Source organism: Streptomyces sediminimaris (assembly GCF_047049295.1).
GTDB classification, from domain to species: domain Bacteria; phylum Actinomycetota; class Actinomycetes; order Streptomycetales; family Streptomycetaceae; genus Streptomyces; species Streptomyces sediminimaris.
This window is the reverse complement of sequence record NZ_JBJWOT010000001.1, coordinates 3,699,528-3,722,102: the sequence shown is the minus strand read 5'-3', so window position 1 is coordinate 3,722,102 and position 22,575 is coordinate 3,699,528. Positions and strand designations below refer to the sequence as shown.

General features: G+C 71.0%; 18 protein-coding genes. 9 read left to right on the top strand and 9 right to left on the bottom strand.

What is annotated here, in order from left to right; all coding sequences use genetic code 11:
• Positions 1-79: 79 nt before the first annotated feature.
• Positions 80-451 (top strand): hypothetical protein, encoded by a 372-nt coding sequence (locus ACJ9NR_RS17160; RefSeq protein ID WP_412488435.1) that lies wholly within the window; start codon positions 80-82, stop codon positions 449-451.
• Between the two features lie 406 nt (positions 452-857).
• Positions 858-1,421: a Uma2 family endonuclease gene (locus tag ACJ9NR_RS17155; protein WP_412488434.1), complete on the top strand. Its 564-nt coding sequence runs from the start codon at positions 858-860 to the stop codon at positions 1,419-1,421.
• Between the two features lie 43 nt (positions 1,422-1,464).
• On the opposite strand, the gene ACJ9NR_RS17150 is transcribed toward ACJ9NR_RS17155, so the two are convergent.
• Positions 1,465-3,003: a CehA/McbA family metallohydrolase gene (locus ACJ9NR_RS17150; RefSeq protein ID WP_412488433.1), complete on the bottom strand. Its 1,539-nt coding sequence runs from the start codon at positions 3,001-3,003 to the stop codon at positions 1,465-1,467.
• A 197-nt stretch (positions 3,004-3,200) separates the two neighbouring features.
• On the opposite strand from ACJ9NR_RS17150, the gene ACJ9NR_RS17145 reads away from it, so the two are divergent.
• The 3 genes from ACJ9NR_RS17145 to ACJ9NR_RS17135 all read left to right on the top strand — a co-directional run bounded on the left by ACJ9NR_RS17145 (position 3,201) and on the right by ACJ9NR_RS17135 (position 7,617).
• Entirely contained in the window at positions 3,201-4,049 is an 849-nt protein-coding gene (locus tag ACJ9NR_RS17145) for an LLM class F420-dependent oxidoreductase (protein ID WP_412488432.1), read from the top strand.
• A gap of 204 nt (positions 4,050-4,253) precedes the next feature.
• A complete protein-coding gene (locus ACJ9NR_RS17140) occupies positions 4,254-6,893 on the top strand; it encodes a bifunctional FO biosynthesis protein CofGH (RefSeq protein ID WP_412488431.1) in 2,640 nt (879 codons plus the stop codon).
• A 169-nt stretch (positions 6,894-7,062) separates the two neighbouring features.
• Positions 7,063-7,617 (top strand): hypothetical protein, encoded by a 555-nt coding sequence (locus ACJ9NR_RS17135; RefSeq protein WP_412488430.1) that lies wholly within the window; start codon positions 7,063-7,065, stop codon positions 7,615-7,617.
• A gap of 222 nt (positions 7,618-7,839) precedes the next feature.
• Here the strand turns inward: ACJ9NR_RS17135 and ACJ9NR_RS17130 are convergent, their stop codons facing one another.
• On the bottom strand, positions 7,840-8,340 hold the full coding sequence (locus tag ACJ9NR_RS17130; RefSeq protein ID WP_412488429.1) for a DUF2165 domain-containing protein: 501 nt from the start codon (positions 8,338-8,340) through the stop codon (positions 7,840-7,842).
• 268 nt (positions 8,341-8,608) lie between these two features.
• On the opposite strand from ACJ9NR_RS17130, the gene ACJ9NR_RS17125 reads away from it, so the two are divergent.
• Positions 8,609-9,724 (top strand): ADP-ribosylglycohydrolase family protein, encoded by a 1,116-nt coding sequence (locus ACJ9NR_RS17125; RefSeq protein ID WP_412488428.1) that lies wholly within the window; start codon positions 8,609-8,611, stop codon positions 9,722-9,724.
• A gap of 189 nt (positions 9,725-9,913) precedes the next feature.
• Here the strand turns inward: ACJ9NR_RS17125 and ACJ9NR_RS17120 are convergent, their stop codons facing one another.
• The 3 genes from ACJ9NR_RS17120 to ACJ9NR_RS17110 form a co-directional block, all read right to left on the bottom strand.
• Complete coding sequence (locus ACJ9NR_RS17120) at positions 9,914-10,513, bottom strand: DinB family protein (RefSeq protein ID WP_412488427.1); 600 nt, start codon at positions 10,511-10,513, stop codon at positions 9,914-9,916.
• 132 nt (positions 10,514-10,645) lie between these two features.
• Positions 10,646-12,220, bottom strand: a complete 1,575-nt coding sequence (locus tag ACJ9NR_RS17115; RefSeq protein ID WP_412488426.1) for a sodium:solute symporter family protein — start codon at positions 12,218-12,220, stop codon at positions 10,646-10,648.
• Positions 12,221-12,447: 227 nt separating this feature from the next.
• Positions 12,448-13,233 carry an SDR family oxidoreductase gene (locus tag ACJ9NR_RS17110; protein ID WP_412488425.1) on the bottom strand — a complete coding sequence of 262 codons (786 nt, stop codon included), beginning with the start codon at positions 13,231-13,233 and terminating at the stop codon, positions 12,448-12,450.
• Between the two features lie 85 nt (positions 13,234-13,318).
• Here ACJ9NR_RS17110 and ACJ9NR_RS17105 point away from each other — a divergent pair, with 85 nt between their 5' ends.
• Entirely contained in the window at positions 13,319-14,164 is an 846-nt protein-coding gene (locus tag ACJ9NR_RS17105) for a hypothetical protein (protein ID WP_412488424.1), read from the top strand.
• Between the two features lie 152 nt (positions 14,165-14,316).
• Here the strand turns inward: ACJ9NR_RS17105 and ACJ9NR_RS17100 are convergent, their stop codons facing one another.
• The 3 genes from ACJ9NR_RS17100 to ACJ9NR_RS17090 all read right to left on the bottom strand — a co-directional run bounded on the left by ACJ9NR_RS17100 (position 14,317) and on the right by ACJ9NR_RS17090 (position 16,696).
• Positions 14,317-14,508, bottom strand: a complete 192-nt coding sequence (locus tag ACJ9NR_RS17100; RefSeq protein ID WP_412488423.1) for a DUF397 domain-containing protein — start codon at positions 14,506-14,508, stop codon at positions 14,317-14,319.
• A 215-nt stretch (positions 14,509-14,723) separates the two neighbouring features.
• Positions 14,724-15,581 (bottom strand): helix-turn-helix domain-containing protein, encoded by an 858-nt coding sequence (locus ACJ9NR_RS17095; protein WP_384251875.1) that lies wholly within the window; start codon positions 15,579-15,581, stop codon positions 14,724-14,726.
• Positions 15,582-15,937: 356 nt separating this feature from the next.
• Entirely contained in the window at positions 15,938-16,696 is a 759-nt protein-coding gene (locus ACJ9NR_RS17090) for a GOLPH3/VPS74 family protein (protein WP_412488422.1), read from the bottom strand.
• A 463-nt stretch (positions 16,697-17,159) separates the two neighbouring features.
• Here ACJ9NR_RS17090 and ACJ9NR_RS17085 point away from each other — a divergent pair, with 463 nt between their 5' ends.
• Positions 17,160-19,775 (top strand): D-alanyl-D-alanine carboxypeptidase, encoded by a 2,616-nt coding sequence (locus ACJ9NR_RS17085; protein WP_412488857.1) that lies wholly within the window; start codon positions 17,160-17,162, stop codon positions 19,773-19,775.
• A gap of 288 nt (positions 19,776-20,063) precedes the next feature.
• On the top strand, positions 20,064-21,932 hold the full coding sequence (locus ACJ9NR_RS17080) for a DUF8823 domain-containing protein (RefSeq protein ID WP_412488421.1): 1,869 nt from the start codon (positions 20,064-20,066) through the stop codon (positions 21,930-21,932).
• 87 nt (positions 21,933-22,019) lie between these two features.
• Here ACJ9NR_RS17080 and ACJ9NR_RS17075 read toward each other — a convergent pair whose 3' ends face one another.
• Complete coding sequence (locus ACJ9NR_RS17075) at positions 22,020-22,529, bottom strand: glutathione peroxidase (protein ID WP_412488420.1); 510 nt, start codon at positions 22,527-22,529, stop codon at positions 22,020-22,022.
• Between the last annotated feature and the right edge of the window lie 46 nt (positions 22,530-22,575).

Genomic DNA, 22,575 nt, shown 5'->3' with positions numbered 1-22,575 from the left:
ACCCTGGGGGCGGCCATCATGGTGAGGGTGCATACTGGCGAGTCGTGGGTCCTGAAGGGGATCTGGGAGGAATCATTCGATGACCGGCGATCGGAAGTTGGCGGACTTTCGGCGGTGGGCCCTCGATACACTGGGCCTGCTCAGCGCGGATCCTGAAAAGCAAGTGGAGTGCTTGCGGTCGTCAGGGGTGGAAGCAGAAGAAATCTTGCTTCAGTTCGACGACGTGATGCACGTGGCCCGTGCCAGAGTGGCTGACGGTTCGCTGAATCACGAAGATTACCTTCTGCTTCAGGCGGTCAATGAAAGCGCAAATTCTGTAAGCGCTGGCCCTGAGTCGATTTGGACTGAAGGTGCGCTCGAAGAAGCCTCCGAATGGGAAGCGGTGCGGACCTCATCGAGGCTGGCGAAGGCAGGTTTGGGGCAGTCCTGGAGTCAGGAGGTCGGCGATTAGCAATATCCAGCGGACCCCCGATTGGTGGCGAGGATAATTCGCTTTTGACCGTCCCAGCGTAGGACGTTCCTGAGCGTTCGCCGAGGCCAATGCGAGAGCCCCACCGATGTGAAATCGGTGGGGCTCTCGTGCCGTTTGACGGCAACGCTGACGGCAACGTCAGCGGACGACGGCTCCTGCGAGCGGGTCGTCGGGGTTGTCATCGGTCGGGTTGAGGGCGCTGTTCCTTGATCACGACGACGGTCGACGTCCTGCACCACTGCCAGAGATTTCCAGCACGCGTTATCAGGGTCTCCGCCAGGGCGCCGAACCCTGATGTCAGCAGGTGGGAGCCCCCGTAGGCTGGCCGTGTACCGCCTGCTGGGGTGACATCGCGGCCGGCGGGTGGGCGAGGAGGTGAAAGGGAATGGGCGTTGCCATCGACCACACAGGGCCCTGGACCGTCGCCGATGTGCTCGCCCTGCCCGAAGACCGCACCGTCCGCTACGAGCTGCTGGGGGAGTCCCTCGTGATGTCCTCCGCTCCCGGCGTCCGCCATCAGCGGGCCTCGTTCCGTCTCCACGTCGCGCTGGACGCGGCTGCCCGGGCTGTCGGCGCACCGGTGGAGATCCTGGAAGGCGTCAACGTCGTCCTGCCGTCGGGCCTGGTCGTTCCCGACCTGGTGGTGGTCGACGCCGGTGCGACCGCCGAGGATCCCGTCACCGTGGACGTCGAAGCGGTGCGGCTCGTCGTCGAACTCGTGTCCCCCGGCAACAGCACCATGGACCGCCAGGTCAAGCCCATGCTGTACGCGGAGGCCGCCATCCCGCATCTCTGGCGACTCGAGTTCGACCCCGCCCCGATGCTCGTCGCCTACGAGCTGCAGGGCGGCCGGTACGTGGAGCGGACGACCGCGCTCAGCGGCGCCACCACCGACCTGGACGCACCCTTTCCGATCGCCATCGACCCGGCTGGGCTCGCCCGGCAGTAGATGCTGTCTGAAGATGCCGTCTGAATTCCGGACGGCCCGGATCTCAGCGCCCCAAAAAGATCGGATTCGTGAACGCCGCCAGTGCCCCCGGTACCGGGCCCGCCGCCGTCTCGTGGCGCAGCTCCGCGCGTACGTAGGCGGCGTACGCCGGGGTCGTGTGCCACTCCGCCGTGCCGGAGCCGGAGACCGGGAGTGGGGCGCTGGTGAACAGGACGCCCTGGTCGGTGACGAGGCGGATGGTGCAGCGGGGGGCGCCGGACGCCTCGACGCGGATCGTCACGGGGCTGTCGGCGGGGACCTCCAGGCGCTCGCCGATTCCCGCGTGCCGTCCCCTCTCCCCGCTCGCCGTGAAGGTCAGGGAGACGTTTTTGGACTCGGCGACGTAGGAGCGGCCCGCGCGGATGCCGGCCTGGATGGCCTCGCGGGTCAGGTCTTCGGCGAGGACGACCGTTTGCGGGAGGCCCACGGCGTCCGGGTCGCGGTGCGCGTCGCTGTTGCCCATGGCCGGGATCCAGCCGCGGTCCTCGCGACCATTCCGCCCCTCGCGCCCCTCCCGTACGGACGCGACCAGCAGGTTGTCCCACTCCGCGAGCGCCACCTCGTCGTCGGGTGTGTACGGACCGTTCCACACCTCGATCGCGTCCGCCTCGCCGAACCCGAACTTCCAGCCGCACCCGATGCAGGTGGCGTGCGGATGGGCCGGTACGACGAGGCCGCCGGCCCGGCGGATCTGGCGGGCGAAACGGCCGAAGCGGTTGTCGCGGGCCCGGTAGCGCCAGTCGACGAAGGTGCCGGGGTCGGTGCCGAGCGCGACGACGTGGCCGTTGCGGGTGGTGACCTCCTCGCCGAGCAGGATCAGCAGGTCCTCGCCCGCCTCGGAGGCCCAGTGCGGATGGGCCGCATGCGTGTTGTGGTCCGAGGAGTTGATGAAGTCGAGCCCCGCCGCCCGCGCGAGCGCGGCGATCTCCGCCGGGGTGCGGCGGCCGTCGGAGTACCAGGAGTGCAGGTGGCAGTCGCCCCGGTACCAGGCGCGGCCCCGCCCCCTGGCCCGTTCCGGCGGGTACACGGGCGCCGGCGTCTCGCCCGGCTCCCCGTACGTCAGTGTGATCGTCAGCTCGTACGACAGTCCCTGCGGGGCCACCGTGTACGGGCCCAGCGCCACCTGCCAGGTGCCCTCCCGCACCGGCCCGGGCACATACCCCGGCGTCGCGTCGTCGGCGCGGATGAAGAACTCCGAGCGCGCCCCGCCCGACCAGCCCCGGAAGCCCCGGCCGCCGGGCTCGGTGCCGCGCTCGTCGAAGATGCCGATGTCGAGGGCGTTGCCCTGGGTGCCGGCCGGGACGGGCGGCTTGTCGTAGGTGTAGGCGACCCTGATCTCCCGTACGCCGGCGGGGACTTCGATGGGTACGTACACGTAGTCCGGCGAACCGGGGGGCAGCGTGCCCCGGATCGTCGCTGTCGTCTCGGTCCCGTGGTCCTGGCCGTCGGCCGCCGCGAAGCTCACGCTTCCCAACGTAAGCGCGGCGGCCGCGCCCGTCACGAACAGAGCGCGTCGTCCGATGCCGTGGGCGTCCTCACACATACGAGCCACCTTCGTCTGAGGGCGTGAACTCCCGTGAAAGGAGAGGGAATCGGGACTCGACGATATGGCATGTACATGGAATTAGACCCTCGGTTCAGGTGAGTCTCCCGCGTCCTCCGCGTCCTCCGCGTCCTCCGTGAAAACAGGGCCGACTGGTCGGTATGGACATCTGTGTCCTCGCCCGGTACAGATGAGTCATGCGCATCGCTGTCACGATCTTCCTCACCGACGAGACCGTCACCCCCGTCCGGCTCGCCCGTGAGCTGGAGCAGCGCGGTTTCGCGGGCCTGTACCTGCCCGAGCACACCCACATCCCGGTGGAGCGGACGACGCCGTACCCGGCGGGCGGCGAGCTGCCGCCGGAGTACGGCCGCACCCTCGACCCCTTCGTCGCGCTCGGCCAGGCGGCCGCCGTCACCGAGCGGCTCGGCCTCGGCACCGGCATCACGCTGGTCGCGCAGCACGACCCGATCGCCCTCGCCAAGCAGATCGCGACCCTGGACCACCTCTCCGGCGGCCGCTTCACCCTCGGCCTCGGCTTCGGCTGGAACGTCGAGGAGGCCGCCGACCACGGGGTGCAGTGGCGGACCCGGCGCGAGCTGGTGCGTGATCGGATGGCGCTGATGCGTGCGTTGTGGTCGGAGGAACCGACCGCTTACGAAGGGGAGTTCGGCAGCGTACGGGCCTCTCACGCCCACCCCAAGCCGGTCCAGAAGCCGCGCGGCCCGGTCACCGGTCCGCGCACGCTCGTCGGCGGGGCGGCCGGTCCCAAGCTCTTCTCCCACATCTGCGCCTACGCCGACGGCTGGATGCCCATCGGCGGGGGCGGCCTCACCGAGTCGCTGCCGGTGCTGCGGTCTGCCTGGGCGGACGCGGGCCGCGACCCGGCCGCCCTGCAGATCGTCCCCTACGCGGTCTACCCCAGCCCCGGCAAGCTCGCGCACTACGCGGACCTGGGCGTCGAGGAGGTCGTGGTCCAGCTTCCGCCGGCCGGGGAGGCGGAGGTGCTGCGCGCGCTGGACGGGTACGGGGCCTTCCTGGCCTGACCTTGCCGGCGCGGTTCAGCTCGGCCCGGGGTTCGCCTCCGGCGTGGTTCAGCTCGGCCCGGGGTTCGTCTCCGGCGCGGCTCAGCTCCGCCCGGGGCTCGTCTCCGGCGCTGTTCAGCCCGACCTGGCCTGACCTCCGGCGCCGATCGGCCCGACTCCGGCCTGCCCTCCCGGCGCTGATCAGCTCGACCTTATGCTCGAAGGATGACGACTTCCGTGAGCTCCGGAAACGGCTCCTCCGACGGCCCCGGCGGCACTGGCGGCCCCGGCGGTCCCGGCGGCACCGGCCCCACCGGGAACTCCATGCGTCGCGCCCTCAAACGCGCCCGGGACGGGGTGGCCCTCGACGTCAGTGAGGCGGCCGTCCTGCTGCAGGCGCGCGGCGATGCCCTGACCGACCTCGCCGTGTCCGCCGCCCGGGTCCGTGACGCGGGCCTCGACGCGGCGGGCCGCCCCGGCGTCATCACGTACTCGAAGAGCGTCTTCATCCCCCTGACCCGGCTGTGCCGGGACAAATGCCACTACTGCACCTTCGTCACCGTCCCCGGCAAGCTGCGCCGCGCCGGGCACGGGATGTTCATGTCGCCGGACGAGGTCCTCGACATCGCCCGCAAGGGCGCCGCCCTCGGCTGCAAGGAAGCCCTGATCACCCTCGGCGACAAGCCCGAGGACCGCTGGCCCGAGGCGCGCGAGTGGCTCGACGCGCACGGCTACGACGACACCATCGCCTACGTCCGCGCCATCTCCGTCCGCATCCTGGAGGAGACCGGCCTGCTGCCCCACCTCAACCCGGGCGTGATGTCCTGGACGGACTTCCAGCGGCTGAAGCCGGTCGCCCCGTCGATGGGCATGATGCTGGAGACGACCGCGACCCGCCTGTGGTCCGAGCCGGGCGGCCCGCACTTCGGCTCCCCGGACAAGGAACCCGCCGTGCGGCTGCGGGTGCTTGAGGACGCGGGGCGCTCCTCCGTGCCCTTCACCTCCGGTCTGCTCATCGGCATCGGGGAGACGTACGAGGAGCGGGCCGAGTCGCTGTTCGCGCTCCGCAAGGTCTCCCGCGCCTACCACGGCATCCAGGAACTGATCATCCAGAACTTCCGTGCCAAGCCGGACACCGCGATGCGCGGCATGCCGGACGCCGAACTGGACGAGCTGGTGGCGACGGTGGCCGTCGCCCGGCACATCATGGGCCCGAGCGCCTGCCTCCAGGCCCCGCCCAACCTCGTCGACGCCGAGTACGGGCGGCTGATCGGCGCGGGCATCGACGACTGGGGCGGGGTCTCCCCGCTGACCATCGACCACGTCAACCCCGAGCGCCCCTGGCCGCGGATCGAGGAACTCACCGAGCGCTCCCGCGCCGCCGGCTTCGAACTGCGCGAACGCCTCTGCGTCTACCCGGAGTTCGTCCGCCGCGGCGAGCCCTGGCTGGACCCGCGCCTGCGCCCGCACGTGAGCGCCCTGGCCGACGCGGAGACGGGTCTCGCCCGCCCGGACGCCGTCGTCGAGGGCCACCCCTGGCAGGAACCCGAGGAGGTGTTCGTCCCCTCCGGCCGTACGGACCTGCACACCTCGATCGACACCGAGGGCCGCACCTCCGACCGCCGCGACGACTTCGACGAGGTCTACGGCGACTGGGCCGAACTGCGCGCGGCGGCGGCCCCCGGCATGGTCCCCGAGCGCATCGACACCGACGTCCGCCAGGCGCTGGCGACGGCGGCCGACGACCCGACGCGCCTGACCGACGACGAGGCCCTCGCCCTGCTGCACGCGGACGGCCCGGCGCTGGACGCGCTGTGCCGGGTCGCGGACGACGTACGGAAGTCGGCGGTCGGGGACGACGTGACGTACATCGTCACGCGCAACATCAACTTCACCAACGTCTGCTACACCGGCTGCCGCTTCTGCGCCTTCGCCCAGCGCCGTACGGACGCCGACGCCTACACCCTCTCCCTGGACCAGGTCGCCGACCGTGCCCAGCAGGCGTGGGACGTGGGCGCGGTGGAGGTCTGCATGCAGGGCGGCATCCACCCGGACCTGCCGGGCACGGCGTACTTCGACATCGCGAGGGCGGTCAGGGAGCGGGTGCCCGGGATGCACGTCCACGCCTTCTCCCCGATGGAGGTCGTCAACGGCGCGACCCGCACCGGCATGTCCATCAGGGAGTGGCTGACCGCGGCCAAGGAGGCGGGCCTCGGCTCGATCCCCGGTACGGCCGCCGAGATCCTCGACGACGAGGTCCGCTGGATCCTGACCAAGGGCAAGCTGCCCGCGGCCACCTGGATCGAGGTGATCACCACCGCGCACGAGCTGGGCATCCGCTCGTCGTCCACGATGATGTACGGCCACGTCGACCAGCCCCGCCACTGGCTCGGCCACCTGCGCACCCTGGCCGGCATCCAGCAACGCACCGGCGGCTTCACGGAGTTCGTGACCCTGCCCTTCATCCACACCAACGCGCCGGTCTACCTGGCGGGGATCGCGCGCCCGGGCCCGACGATGCGCGACAACCGGGCCGTCACGGCGATGGCCCGGCTGCTCCTGCACCCGCACATCCCCAACATCCAGACCAGCTGGGTCAAGCTGGGCACGGAGGGCGCGGCCGAGATGCTGCGCTCCGGGGCCAACGACCTGGGCGGCACCCTCATGGAGGAGACCATCTCCCGGATGGCGGGCTCCTCCTACGGCTCCTACAAGTCGGTGCGGGACCTGGTCGGGGTTGCGGAAGCGGCCGGCCGCCCGGCGAGGCCGCGTACCACGCTCTACGGCGAGGTGCCGGAGGAACGGCAGCGGGCCGCGGCGGCGTCGGACGGCCACCTTCCGCAGTTGCTGCCCGTGCTGGACTGAGTGCGCACCGACCGCCCTGGTGCTCGTACCGCCCTGGTGTTCGTGCCGTCCTGGTGCTCGTACTGCCCTGGTGCTCGTACGGGACGGGGCGGCAGGAGCGTCACAGTACGATGATCGGACCCCCGTTCCAACGGGTCCGCGGGGTCCAGTGACCGAGGAGATACGTGCCGTGCCAGCCTCGAAGGTCTGGGTGACCGGCCTGACGGTGGGAGCGATAGCCGCCGTCGCCGTCCTGGCCGTGCAGGCCGACAAGGGACCGAAGCCGCACGCGGTCGCCTCCCGGCCCGGCGCGTCGGCGTCCGCGTCGGCGCATCCGAAGCCCACGCGGTCCGCGGCGCCGGCCGCGGTGCCGGACCACTCCGGGACCGGGCGCCGTATCGTCTACTCGCTCGGGCGCAGGACGGTCTGGCTGGTCGACGCGAGCGACGCGGCCCGGCGCACCTTCGCCGTGTGGCCCGGGACGGTGAGCCCGGAGCCGGGGACCTACACGGTCGGCACCCGGGCCGAGGGCCCGATCACCGGCTCGGACGGCGTGAAGATCGAGCACATCGTGTACTTCACCGTGCGCTCCGGCGCCAACATCGCCTTCTCCAACGCCGTCGACGGCTCGTCGCCGCCGCCCGCCTCCGGAACGCCGACGGGCGGCATCCGGATGCGGACGGCGGACGGGGCGGCCATGTGGACGTTCGGGACGGCCGGTACGAAGGTGGCCGTGGTGAAGTAGGCGCAGGAGTCCGGGGGTCTCCGCGGGAGTCCGAGGGGGCCGGGAGCCCGCGAACCCGGGAGTCCGCGGGCCCGGGGGTCCGTACGCCGTGGGTCCGTGGGGACTTGGGGCCGTGGGGACTTGGGAGCCCGGGAGCCCGTACGCCGTGGGCCTGGGCGCCCGGGAATCCGTACCCCGTGGGCCCGTGGGCCCGTGGACCCGTGGGTCCGTGCGGCCGGGGGTTCAGTCCTCGCCGCGGCGGCCGGTGAGCTGCACGACGATCAGTACGACCCCGCTCAGCACGAACACCCGCAGAGCCGCGTCGAGTCCGTTCCAGGTCTTCGACTGCCACATGGAGAACCACTCGCCGCCGATCGCGATGAAACCGGCGCCGAAGAGCAGCAGCAGCATCAGCAGGCCGTACGTCGACACGGCGCGGGCGCGGGCCTGGTCGCGCCGGGCCCAGAGCCAGGTGCCGTAGATCAGCACCAGTGCGGCGAGGGTCTCCCAGACGATGATGGCGACGTAAGCGGTGTTCTGCAGGCCCTTGCTGGTGACGGCCCGCCACATCAGGTCGTCGTCCTTGAACGTGGTGTCCATGGCCAGCACGTGCTGCACGAACGCCTGGTTGGTGCCGAAGTCGGTGATGTTCCCGAAGGCGACCAGGGCGATATAGAGGGCGACGGTGCCGGTCAGGAGCGCGGCGGCCAGGGAGAGGGCGGTGCGGGGGGTGGTAGTGGTCATGACAGCCATTCTCCCCGTGGCGACCGGTGCTTCCGCTCCTGGGCGCCCGGCCACCCCGGGTCGCCCCTGCCCGCCTCGGATCACTCGGGACCACCCCGGACCACTCAGGACCATTCAGGACCACTTGGGATCGGTCAGGATTGTTCGGGACTGTCCGAGACCGTTCGCATCACATGTCGCATACCACACCGACACCTGAACCCACCGTCCCCGTTCGATTACAGTGCTGAACTGTCACGCGTCGGACGGTGCCGGAGGGGAGGTCTTGGTGGGCGCGACGGCTGGGGCCGTGTGGGGACGTGCCGAGCAGCAGGACTTCCGCAGCCGGGTGCGCGGGACGCTGCTCGGAGCCGCCGTCGGGGACGCGCTGGGCGCGCCCGTCGACGGCCTGGACCTCGGCACGATCCGGGAGGAGTACGGCGCCGAGGGCGTCGTCGACCTCGCCTTCGCCTACGGCAGACGCGGCGCCGTCACCCACCTCACCCAACTCACCCTGTTCAGCGTGGACGGGCTGATACGGGCGCAGGTCCGCCGCGACACCGGGGCCTGGCATCCACCGACCGACCTGCACCGGGCGTACCTGCGCTGGGCGGCCACCCAGCGTGACTGGGGGCCCGACGAGCGCCGCAAGGACGACGGCTGGCTCGCGCGCGAGGAGTGGCTCTACGCCCGCCGGGACCCCACCCGTTCGCTGCTGCTCGGGTTCGGGGACGAGAACATGGGGACCCTGGACGCGCCGAAGAACCCCGGTGAGGCCGGGCCCGAGGCGACCGCCCGGTCCGCGCCCTTCGGTCTGCTGGTCGGCTGGGAGCCGCAGCTGGTGGTCCAGCTCGCCGTGGAGTGCGCGACCCAGACCCACGGGCATCCGGTGGCCTGTCTGTCGGCGGGGGCGTACGCCGTGATCGTGCACGGACTGGCCCGCGGCGAGAGCCTGGACGGCGCCGTGCAGCGAGCGCTCGCGCTGCTCGCCGTACGCCCCGGCCACCAGTCGGTCTCGGACGCGCTCCAGCACGCGCTCGGCGCGGTACGGCAGGGCATGCCCACGCCGGCCCGGGTCGCCGAACTGGCCGGTGCCGGTACGGCGGAAGGCGTGCTGGCCGCGGCGGTGTACTGCGCGCTGGTGGGCGAGGACGTCCGCCAGGGTCTGTGCCTCGCCGTCAACCACGACGGGCCCTCCGGCGCGACGGCCGCCCTCACCGGCGGCCTCCTCGGCGCCCTGCACGGTGAGACGGCCCTCCCCCCGGGCTGGCTGGCGGAGCTGGAGGGCCGTCCCACGCTTCTGGAACTCGCCGACGATTTCGCCATGGAGATGACCCAGGGCCCGGCGCTGCACGGTCCGGCCGGTTCGTCGCCGGGGTGGCTGGTGCGGTACCCGCGGGCCTGACCACCGGAGCCGTCCCGGCCCTTACCGCCTTGCCTTTGCGGCGCCCTGCTCTTGCGGCGCCTTGCCTTTGCGGCGCCCTGTGTTCACGGCGTCTCGCCCTCACGGCGCCCTGCTGCTCCGGGGTCCTGTTGCTCCGACATCCTGCTGCTCCGGCGCCCTGCTTTGCCGCGCCCGGTCCCCTTACCGCCCTTACCGCGCCTTGCGGGCCGCCTCCTCGGCCGTCCGCTCGAGCCGCTCACGGTAGTCCTTCCACCACGCCGGGTCGTCCGAGGGCAGGTTCGAGCTGTCCTCGCGCATGCCGACGGCCCCGTCGAGGGTCTCCCGCAGGATGTCGGCGTGCCCGGCGTGCCGTTGGGTGTCGGCGGTGACGCGCACCAGGGCGTGGTGCAGGGTGATCTCGTTGTCCTCCGGCCACCACGGCACGCGGCCGAGGGAGTCGAGGGGCAGCGCCCGGACGGTCGCGTCGGCGTGTGCCCACGCCTCGCGGTAGCGGGCGACGACGTCCGCCCGGGATTCGTCGGCGGTGGCCCACATGTCCGCGTTCGGGTCGTCGGCGTAGGCGGGCGCGGACCAGGGACTCGGCGCACCGGACGGGCGTGCGAACGTGTCGCCCAGGTAGCCCAGTTCGACGAACGTCACATGCTTGACCAGGCCCAGCAGGTTGGTGCCGGTCGGCGTCAGCGGGCGGCGCGCGTCGTACTCGGAAAGCCCTTCGAGTTTCCACAGCAGGGCGTCGCGCGCGTCCTGGAGGTAGCGCAGCAGGTCGGCCTTGGGGTCGGGTGGCGTCATACGGCCAGTCTGCCGTCACCGCGATCTCCGGGCACGTCCGTTTCCGCGACGCCGTACGGGCCGGTCACGGCGGACGCGAGAGGGCCCCGGCCGGCGTCACGGCCCGGGCCCTCCACACCGGCTGATGGCACGTCAGTCCCTGACCGGAGTACGCCCCGTGACGTCCTCCACCGCACCCGCCGGTACCGGGACGGCGACCGCCGCGCTGTCGTCGTCCGTGTTGATCGTCTCGATGACCGCCAGCCGGTCCGGGGTGTCCTCCGGCTTCAGGTGGCCGACCAGGATGTACAGCACCAGCGAGACGGCCAGCGGGATCGACACCTGGTACTGCAGCGGGACACCGCCGTCGACGTTCCAGTTGATGGGGTAGTTGATCAGCCAGAAGGCCAGCAGACCCATCGCCCAGCTGACGAGCGCCGCAGTCGGGCCGGACCGGCGGAACGGGCGCAGCAGGCCCAGCATCATCGGGATGGCGATCGGGCCCATCAGACCCGCGACCCATTTGATGACGACGGTGATGATGTCCTTGAAGGTGGGGGAGTTGACCTGCGTCGCCACCGCCATCGACAGACCGAGGAAGAGCACCGTGGTCACCCGGGCCGCGATCAGGCCGGAGCGCTCGCTCCAGGCCCGGGCCTTCTCGGACACCACCGGTGCCACGTCCCGGGTGAAGACCGCCGCGATCGCGTTGGCGTCGGAGGAGCACATGGCCATCGTGTGGGAGAAGAACCCGACGATCACCAGGCCCAGCAGGCCGTGCGGCAGCAGTTGCTCGGTCATCAGGCCGTAGGAGTCGGAGCCGTCCGGCTTCTGGGCGTGGACCAGCAGCGGCGACATCCACATCGGGAAGAAGAGGACGACCGGCCAGACCAGCCACAGCAGCGCGGACAGGCGCGCCGAGCGCTCGGCCTCACGGGCATTGCCCGTCGCCATGTAGCGCTGGGCCTGGTTGAGCATGCCGCCGTTGTACTCGAAGAGCTTGATGAAGAGGAACGCCAGCAGGAAGACCGTGCCGTACGGGCCCACCAGCGGTTTGGCGTGGCCGTGCAGGGCCGGCTGGTCGAAGGCGTCGAACAGGCCGATGCCCTTGTCGTTCAGCTTCAGCACCACCGCCACGAACATCGCGATGCCCGCCAGCAACTGGATGACGAACTGGCCGAGTTCGGTCAGCGCGTCCGCCCACAGGCCGCCGATGGTGCAGTAGACGGCGGTGATCGCGCCGGTGATGAGGATGCCCTGGTTGAGCGAGATGCCGGTGAAGACCGACAGCAGCGTCGCGATCGCCGCCCACTTCGCGCCGACGTCCACGATCTTCAGGAGCATGCCCGACCAGACCAGCGCCTGCTGCGTCTTGAGGTCGTAGCGGTTCTTCAGGTACTCCAGCGGCGAGGCCACATGGAGCCGTGAACGCAGGCGGTTGACGCGCGGCGCGAACAGTTTCGAGCCGATGGCGACGCCCAGTGCGATCGGGAAGGACCACGTGACGAAGGACGTCACGCCGTAGGTGTAGGCGATGCCCGCGTAGCCGGTGAACATCACCGCGCTGTAGCCCGACATGTGGTGCGAGATGCCGGACAGCCACCACGGCATCTTGCCGCCTGCGGTGAAGAAGTCGCTCACGTCGTCCACGCGCTTGTGCGACCAGATGCCGATGGCCACCATCACGCCGAAGTAGCCGATGAGCACGGCCCAGTCGAGACTGTTCATGTGCCCCCTTCCAGGGTCCGCCTTGTGAACCGCGCTCAGTTGGTTGGCACTTCGCCTGAGCGGGGTAGGGGCGTGGGAAGCCGGGAGAGGCCGCGAAGTGCCCGCTCATCGTGGGTGCGGTAGCGCGGACACGACAAGCGGACGTAAGGTCAAGAGGAAGCAAAGATGTTCGTCCGCTTGACCTGTGTTCATAAACATGAATAGTCGCGAGAGGGCGGGAAGGAGTCTCAGCGCATCAGCTCCCCGGCGTTGACCAGCAGCGACTGGCCCGTGATGGCCCGCGCCCGGTCCGACGCGAGGAAGGCGGCCGCGTCGGCCACGTCCCCGTCCGTCGCCAGGTCCGGCAGCGCCATCCGCTCGGTGAGCCGCCGCAGCACCTCGGACTCGGGCACGCCCTCGGTGTGGGCGGTGAACTGCACGTACGCCTGCACCGGCGGGCCCCACATCCAGCCCGGCAGCACGGTGTTGACCCGGATGCGGTGCGGGCCGAGCTCGCGCGCGAGGGAGTACATCGCGCTCGTCAGCGCGCCCTTCGAGGCCGCGTACGCCGCCTGCCGCACCTGGCTGGGGGCCGCCACCGACGACTGCGTCCCGATGAACACCACCGAACCGCCGCGCTCCTTGAGCGCCGGCAGGCACGCCCGGGTCATCCGCAGCGAGCCCAGCAGGTTCACGTCGATCACCGACTGCCAGGTGGCGAAGTCCGCGTCCTGCAGACCGCCGAAGTAGCTGTCCCAGGCCGCCACATGGACGACCGCGTCGATCCGCCCGAACCGTTCCCGCGCGAGCGCGGCGAGCCGCTCGCACTGGCCCTCGTCCGTGATGTCGGTCGTCCGGAACGCCGTGTGCGCCCCGTCCGGGTCGATGCGGGCGGCGCTCTTGGCGAGGGCGGCCTCGGTGCGCGCCCCGAGCACCGCGTTCCCGCCGTCCCGTACGACCGCCGCCGCGACCTGGTGGCCGAGCCCGGCGCCGACCCCCGACACGACGACCGTGCTGCCCGCTAGCAGTGACATGACTGACCTCCGCCCTGACCCTGGCGCATTTTCTGACGGGCCGTCAGAGTATGGGCGAGCGGCCGACGAAGGAAGGGGAACGCCCATGTCCGAGGAGACCGGCACCCGCAGCGGGACGTACGCGGAACTGGCCGCCGTGGGGCCGTACGGGGTCCGGCCGGGCCACGCGCTGATCACCATGGTGGAGCCCCACCCGGGCCATGAGTACGCCTACAACCGCTGGTACGAGGACGACCACTACTACGCCGGCGCGATGGCCATGCCCTGGATGTTCGCGGGGCGCCGCTGGGTGGCGACCCGCGACCTGCAGCTGCTGCGCTACCCCGAGAAGTCCGCCGTCGCGCAGCCGGTGACGGCGGGCTGCTACCTCTCCACCTACTGGATCACGGAAGGCCGCTACGACGACCACATGCGGTGGACCGTGGCCATCAACAAGCGCCTCAACCGCGACGCCCGCGTCTACCAGGACCGCACGCACGTCTTCACCGCGTTCCAGGACCACGAGGCGACCGTCTACCGGGACGGGGCCGCCGGACCGCGCGACTTCCACGCGCTCGACCACCCCTACGCGGGCCTGGTCCTGGAGGTCATCGACGCCGAATCGGCCGAGCAGCGCGCGGAGTTGCTCGACTGGCTGCGGACGCGGCACCTGCCGAAGCGGGTGGCGGGCTCACCGGCCGCGCTGGTGACCGTCTTCCGCCCGACACCGCTGCCCGGCGACCGTATGACGTATGTGAAGCAGGTCGAGGGCGTGGACACCAGGCTGACCCTGCTGTGGTTCCTGCAGGCGGACCCGCGGGAGTGCTGGGAGGCGTACTTCACCGGGCTGGACGCGCCGGTGCGGGAGGCGGGGCTGGGGCGGGTGGAGCTGGTCGCGCCGTTCGTCCCGACGGTGCCGGGGACGGACACGTACGTCGACCGCCTCAGGTAGCGGCCGGTCGGCCGGTCGGTCGGTCGGTCAAGGGCCGGGCACAGGCCGAGCCCCCTCGGCAAGGACGGCGAGCTGGACGAGAGGGCTCTTGCTGTGGTGCTTGTGCAGTTGTGGAACGTGAAGGCGTGCCGAGGACCAGGAAGATCCTCCCCTTACGCCTTGATCGAGCCGACGAAGGTGTTCCAGGCGCCGGCCGGGAAGGCCAGTACGGGACCCTCGGGGACCTTGGAGTCCCGGACGGCCATGGCCGCGCGGACCGGTGACTTGATCTCGACGCACGCGCCGTTGCCGGTGGAGTATGAGGACTTGGTCCACGTGTGCGTGACGCCCTGACGAATTGCCATTTTTGCTCCGAAATGCCAGTTGTCGAGTTGCTGTCACCGCGCGGCGGGTCCGTCTCCGGGCCCACAGCGCGGTTTGCGCCAACCTCTGGTGCGTGGTTGGCGTGATCGACGCTACTCGCGAACCCCGGCGTACGAAGCGACTATTCGCTCGACCGGGTGGCATATTCCAGGTGGGTCTTCCAATTCGACCCGGTGAGGGTGTACGGTGCGACCTTTCAGCGGGCATATTCCTTCGCGATGTCCGCGATGAACTGCCGGGACTGGTCCGGATTCAGGGCCTGGGCGCGCAGGTGCTCGTACATCACGCTGTACTTCTGCACGTCGTTGGCCTTCTCCAGATACAGGTCGCTGGTGACGCCCTCGATGTAGACGACGCTGGAGTCGGCCGCGTCCGGGAACTCGAGGATCGCGTACTGGCCGTTGAGGCCGGGATGCGCCCCCATGTCGAAGGGGATCACCTGCACGGTGACGTGCGGCAGCTGGGACTGCTCGACGAGGTGCTCCAACTGGTCGCGCATCAGGGAGCGGTTGCCCACCACGCGCCGCAGCGCCGCCTCGTCCATCACCGTCCACAGCCGCAGCGGGTTCTCCGGGGCGGTGATTCGTTCCTGCCGGCGCAGCCGCACCTGGACCCGCTTCTCGATGTCGGCAGCGGCGGTCTCCGGAAGCGCTCCCGCGATCAGCGCCTCCGCGTACTGCCGGGTCTGCAGCAGGCCCGGGACGACCTGGGGGTCGTAGACCCGCAGGCTCGCAGCGTCCGTCTCCAGGCCGATGTACACGCTGTAGGGGATGTCGCCGAAGGAGTGCCACCAGCCCTGCTGGCGGCTGTCCTTGGCCATCTGCATCAGCGAGTCGACGATCCGGTGGTCCTCCACCTCGTAGACCCCGCACAGGTCGCGGACGTCCCGCTGGCTGATGCTGCGCCGGCCGTTCTCCAGCCGGCTGATCTTCGACTGCGACACCAGGAGCCGCTCCGCCACTTCCTCGGCCGTCATGCCCTTGAGCTCACGGAGCCGGCGCAGCTCCTGGCCCAGGCGGCGCCGCCTGACGGTGGGATTGACATTGGACGCCACGGGACGTGCACCTCCGGCTGCGTGCCTCGACTTGCCACTTTGCGTATCTGCTGTTGAGCAGACTGCCACCAAGGTGCTCGGCAGCGCTGGGAAACGGTGGGATGTGCGCCGCATACGCGCCAGTTCGCCGCCCTGTCCGCACATGCGGCCGCGCGGGGCGGCGGAACCGTCACGTCATCCGTCGGGACGGATGTGGCGCGACGGTCCCGCCGCCCCGCGCGGACCGGCGGCTCCCGTAGCGGGTTCTGGGGACTGCCTGCGTGAGGCTCGTGCGGCGCTCGGCGGTGCGTGGTGCCGCGGTCGCAGTGCTGCTGCTCGTCCTGCTGCTCGTCCTGGTGCTCGTCGTGGTGAGCGGCTCAGTGCGCCACGACGCGCGCCATGGAACCGCGGCGCGGCTGCATCGGAACACCGCGGGCGGGTTCCGGTGCGGACCTGGCCGGTCCCGCGGCCTGACGGCCGGGCGGTGCGGCCGGGCTGCGGCGCGGCTGGGCCGCCACGCCGTTCTGGACGTCCATCACGGCGTGCGCCACGAGGCCGCCCATGGGATCGTGCCTGATCAGATCCCGCAGCCGGGAACGCGAGGACCGTCCCTCGTTGCCCGGATACAGGTGCTTGCCGAGGCCGACCGCGTGGGCCAGGGCGGCGAGCGCCGCGGTCCGCGGGTCGGGCGGTACGCCGGTACGGATCGCGGAATCCAGCCGGGCCCTGATCTCCCGGCTGATTTCGGTGTCCGTCGCCTGGTAACGCGTCGTCGGCAGCACTCCGCACATCTGGCCCGCCACGGCATGCACCATGCCGCACCGCTCCAGATGCGAGAGATAGGTCTGGCGCAGCCCGAGACGGGGCCCGCCGATCCAGTGGACGGCACGCACGGGAGCGCCACGCCTTCGCAGCAACTCCAACGCGCAGTCCAGAGTCGGATCTCCAGTCGGCCGTGGTGCCACCACGGCGATACGATCCCCGTCTGGGGCTATCCGTCCGGCCAGCGCCAGCTCCACTAGCTGTGCTCCGGCCAGACCGAGGTCGAGCGACTGCGGCTGTGCAGTGGTACCCGTGGCCGGGTCCAATGCCAGCAGCAGAAGCTCCTCCGGAAGTGTTCTGCGGCTCCTGCCCATCCATGCCTCCCCGCGTGGATGAAAGACAGGGTGACCCCTCTCACATTGGTCTGTCGAGGGTGCGTGACCTCTTTGTGAGGGAACCGGTAGGTATGTCGTTCTCGTCTACCGCAGGGGTTAAGCCCGCACACAGGACACTGGTACATGGTTCGGACAGCGCGTTTGACCGGTGTCCGGGTGGCGGTTCACGGTTCGGTAGGGCGCACGGGGCGTGCGCATGGAGGAGGCATCGGTGGCGGGCGAGTCCCCCGACAGGTCCAAGAAGCGCGAGTCGTCGGCAGAAGCGACGTCGGGGAGTACGGGTCCGGTTCCCGAAGCCCGCACGGAAGCACGCGATCCGCGGCTGGCGGTGGCCCGGGACGCGGACGCCTCCGGCGGTTCGGCGGCCGCTGAGGCCGGCAAGTCCGGCTCCGGCACGTCCGGCACGTCCGGGGGATCCGGGGGGCCCGGGGGGTCCGGCGGTGTGGACACGGCGACGCGGATCCTTTCCGTACCGGATTCCGTACAAGGTTCCGTACGGGATTCCGGACGAGAGCCGGATCCGGAGCCGGGGGCGGACGTGGCTGCCGGGCGGGGCGCCGCGAGCGGGGGAGACGTTTCCGCCGATGCCGATGCCGATGCCGATGCCGATGCCGGGGACGACTCCGGCGAGGGCGTCGCTACGGACAGTGAGACCTCCGGCGCGTCGGGCGACGCCCGCCTGCGCGCCGCTGTGGCGGCCTGGGTTCGCTCGGGCGACTCCGGGGACTCCGCTACGGTTCCAGGCCCGCAGACGGCGCCCGAGGCCGCCGGAACGGACGATTCCGCGCGCCCCGAGGGGCGGGACGACGCGGGAGCCGACGCCTCGGCAACCGGCACCGCCACCGACGGTGACGTTGACGGTGACGGTGACGACACAGCGGGGACGGCCACGCCGGTCGTCGCGGTCAGTGAGGCTGCGGACGCCGCCGCCGTCGACGGCGGCGCCCCGGCGAAGGGGCCGGGCGCCGCCACCGCTGCGGACGGGGCGGACGCGCCGCCCGCGGCGGCGGGCGAGGACGATGCCGCGCCAGAGCGGGAGAGCGGGAAGGCGACCGCGGGCGATGAGGCGGACACCGGTGCCGGGGACGCGGTCGCCGCCTCCGAGCCCGGTGCTTCCCGGGATGCCGAGGGCGGCCCGGCCGGGAGCGGCGTATCGGCCGCCTCGGGGGAGCCCGAGGACGTACCTCCGGCGGGACCCGGTCCTGATGCGGGCGAAGGTGCTCCGGTCGGAGCGGGCGCCGGTACCGCTGCCGACGTGGAGCCCGAGGACGCCCGTCCGGCGGATTCCGGTGGTGGTGACGCGGGCGGTGTCGTCGGTGCGGACGAGGATGGGCCCGCGGCCGGTGGGCCCGAGGGCAAGACTGGTGCTGGTGCTGGTGCTGGTGCTGGTGCTGGTGCTGGTGCTGGTGCTGGTGCTGGTGCTGGTGCCGGTGACGTAGCGGATGGTGACGGTGAGGGCGGGAAGGCGGCCGGCGCCGGGCAGGTCGATCAGCCGACCGCCGTCTTCAAGCGGCCGACGCGGCCCCAGGTCGATCAGCCCACCACCATGCTCAAGCTCGGCGGCGCGGCCGGGACTGCCGGAAAAGCCTCCGGAAAGACGCCCGGAAAAGCCACCGGGAAGGGCCCCGAGACAGCCCCGGGCAAGACGCCGGAGGCGGAGCGCACCAGCAAGTTCGTCGCGCTCAAGCCCCTCGACGACCCGGCCACGAAGAAGCCGGCGGACGCCACCGCCGTGGTCCCGCAGGTCGGACCCGAGCGCACCGCGCAGCAGCCGCTGCCGCCGAAGCCGCCGATGGACCTGCTGGCCGAGCTGACGAACACGCCGCCTCCGCCGGAGACCCCGGTCCGCACGGTCGTCCGCCGGATCAAGATCTGGACCCCGCTGGTCCTGCTCCTGGCGATCGTCTTTGCGATCGTGCAGGCTGTCCGCCCGCTGCCCACGCCCACCCTCGAGCTGACCGCCGACGACTCCTACACCTTCGCCGGCAGCGAGGCCGACCTTCCCTGGCCGAACGAGGGCGAGGGCTGGATGGACGTCAACGGCATCGGCACGATGGGGAACTTCGGCAAGCAGACCCCCGTCGCCGTCGGCTCCGTCGCCAAGGCGATGACCGCGTACCTCGTCCTCAAGGACCACCCGCTGAAGCCGGGCGCCGAGGGCGAGAAGATCACGGTCGACGCGACGGCGGAGAAGGAGGGCGGTTACGACAAGGACGGCGAGTCCACCCTGAACACCGTCAAGAAGGGTGACACGCTCACCGAGAAGCAGGCCCTGTCGGCCATCATGATCCCCTCCGCCAACAACATCGCGCGCCTGCTGGCCCGTTGGGACGCCGGCTCCGAGGCGGCGTTCATCAAGAAGATGAACGACACCGCCAAGAAGCTCGGGATGAAGAACACGACGTACACCGACGCCTCCGGCCTGAAGGAGTCCACCGTCTCCACCGCCGAGGACCAGGTGAAGCTCGGCAACGAGCTGGTGAAGATGCCGGCCCTGATGGCGATCACCAAGCTGCCCAGCTGGGTCGACCCGTCCGGCCACAAGTGGCGCAACTACAACTCGCTGGTCCCCTACAACGGCGCCATCGGCATCAAGACCGGCACCACCACCAAGGCCGGCGGGAACCTCCTGTTCGCCGCCACCAAGCAGGTCGGCGGTGAGACGGTCACCGTGGTCGGCGCGATCCTCGGCCAGCACACGCCGCCGATCATCGACACCGTCAACGCGGTCAGCAAGACCGCGATGATCGGCGCCCAGGACGCGCTGACCTCCAGGAAGATCCTCAAGAAGGGTGACGTGGTCGGGTACGTGGACGACCAGCTCGGCGGCCGTACCCCGATCGTGCTGACCAAGGACGTCACGGCGGTCGGCTGGGCGGGCCTGAAGGTGCGGCTGTCCTTCGACGCCGACGACCTGCCGCACTCCGCGAAGGCCGGCACCAAGGTGGGCACGCTCACCGTGGGCGACGGCACGAACGGCGCGGTCAAGGTGCCGGTCGCCCTGCAGAAGGACCTCACCGAGCCCGGTTTCGGGGCGAAGCTGAAGCGCGTCGCCTGAGCCGGCCGCCCGGCCCGGAGGCCGTGCCCGGGGCCCGGCCCCGGGCCGCGGTCACGGTATCTCCACACTCCGCCGGGGTGCCCGCCGGGGCGCCACCCGGCAGGGTGCGTGCTAGCGTCACGAAACGGGGCATGCCGTCGCTCACGGGACGCGGCCGGGAGACCCCGGGGACGCGGCCGCGAACGGGCGGGCAACGGGACACGTCCCAGAGCACAACGGGACACGCCCCGGAACACGACGGGACACGTCCCGGAACAGAAGACGGGACACCACGGGGAGTGCCTTCAGGTGGCCACTGCGGAGCCGACACGCGCCGACGACGCCGATCCGGGCCCGGGAACGGGTCAGCGAATACGGGTGCCCGCACCGCGTACGGACAGCCCTGACACGGGCCGTACGACAGGCGGCGCGGAGCGCGGTCAGTCGCGCGCGCGGGCCGCCTTCCTCGCCCTGCGCGAGCGTCTGCTGCGCCATCCAGTGCTCTCGATCACCGCACTGGCCGGGCTCCTGCACATCGTCTGGTTCTTCACCTTCGCGAACAGCGGCGGCGACCTGGCCGCGCAGGACGCCTGGGCCGAGTTCGTCGGCCGGCACCCCGACTCCGCGTACAACCTCGCCTGGTACGGCGGCATGCACCCGGTGTCGTACAGCATGGTGTCGCCGTATCTGATGTCGGTGCTCGGCGTCCGTACGACGATGATGATCTCGGGGACCTTCTCGGCCGGCCTGCTGACGCTGATCCTCGTCCGCAGCCGGTCCGTGAAGAACCCCCTGTGGGCCTCGCTCGCGGGCGTCTTCGCGTTCCTGTGCAACGCCGCCTCGGGCCGGGTGACCTTCGGGCTCGGCACGGTCTTCGCGCTGGGCGCGGTGGCCGTCGTCTTCTGCTGGCCGCACAAGTGGCGCTACAAGCGCTGGGCGAAGGCCCTGTGCGCCGCGCCCCTGGCCGCGCTGGCGACGATGTCCTCCCCGGTCGCCGGCCTCTTCGTCGGGCTGGTCGCGGTCGCCCTCTTCCTGCAGAAGCGCCGTCCCGGTGCCTGGGCCCTGGGCATCGCGCCGAGCGCGGTCGTGGCTCTCTCGGCGTTGCTGTTCCCGTTCTCCGGCACCCAGCCGATGTCGTTCGGCTCGGTGATCCTGCCGTTCCTGTTCTCGGCCATCATCTTCGTGCTCGTGCCCAAGCACTGGACGACCGTCCGTATGACCTGTGCGGTCTACGGGCTGTCGGTCGTCGCGGTGTGGCTGGTCAGCTCGCAGATCGGCTCCAACATCACCCGCATGGCGATGCTGTTCGCGGGCGTCACGCTGGTCGCCGCGCTGCCGTTCCAGATCCCCCGCTCGCGGGAGTGGTACCTGGCCGTGCTGGCCGTGGTCGGCTTCACCTTCTGGATCGGCTTCAAGGCGGTCGACGACGTCGTGCACACCACCCCGGCCGCGTCCTGGGCGCGCGAGCTGGCGCCCCTCGTCAGCGAGCTGCAGGACGTCGGCGCCGAGAAGGGCCGCGTCGAGGTCGTCCCGGCCCGCTCCCACCGCGAGGCCTCCGCGCTCGCCCCGTACGTCAACCTGGCCCGCGGCTGGAACCGCCAGGCCGACATGGAGCGCAACCCGCTCTTCTACGACGACACCCTCAACTCGGCGAACTACCACGAGTGGCTCCAGCGCTGGGCCGTCCACTACGTCGTGCTGCCCAAGGACGAGCCGGACGGCGACGGCGGCCAGCGCGAGCGGAAGCTCGTGCAGCGGGGCATGCCGTATCTGAAGCAGATCTGGGGCGACGCCAACTGGCAGCTGTTCCGGGTCACCGACCCCGTCCCGCTCGCCGACCCGCCCGCCATCGTCGACCGTGCGGAGCAGGGCGAGCTGACCATCGAGGTCAAGAAGCCCGGCCGCGTCCTGATCCGCGTGCCCTACTCGCCCTGGCTCGGCCTGGTCGACGCCAAGGGCAAGGGCGTCAAGCCGCCGAAGGAGACGGACGCCTCCAAGCACCGCGCCGACGGCACCCCCAAGTCCTTCGACAACGTCAACGGCTGCCTGATGCAGACGAACGAGGACGGCAAGGGTGACAAGTGGACGATCCTGGTCGCCCCGAAGGCGGGGCTGTACCGGCTGGGAGCGCCCTACCAGCTGCCGCGCGGCACGCCCTGCCCCGACGAGCTGAAGTGACGGCACGGCGCCCCCGGCCGGTCCACGAGCGGTTCCGGCCGAGGGCGCGGAAGAGGTTCCAGGCGGTTTAGGCGGTTCCAGGCGGTTCTAGGCGAGCGCGCTCTCGACCGCCGCCACCAGCTCCGCCGCCTCCGGCTCGGTCTGCGGGGAGAAGCGGGCGACGACCTTTCCGTCCCGCCCGATCAGGAACTTCTCGAAGTTCCAGCGGATGTCGCCGGTGTGCCCCTCGGCGTCGGCGAAGCCCGTGAGGCGGTCGTAGAGCGGGTGCCGGCCCTCGCCGTTCACCTCGACCTTCTCGGTCATGGGGAAGGTCACGCCGTACGTCGCCGAGCAGAACTCGGCGATCTCCTCGGCGCTTCCGGGCTCCTGGCCCATGAACTGGTTGCAGGGCACGCCGAGGACCGTGAAGCCCTGGCCGGCGTAGCGCTCGTGGAGGCGCTCGAGCCCGGCGTACTGCGGGGTCAGCCCGCACTTGGAGGCCACATTCACGATGAGGACGGCCTTGCCCGCGTACTGGGAGAGGTCGGCGTTGCCACCCTGGAGCGCACCGATCTCCACGTCGAGGGGTGCGCCGCCGTTGCTGTCTGCAGTCGTCATGAGCGGATGCTAACTCCGCGACGTGTCCGGCCGGTTCCCCGCCTCC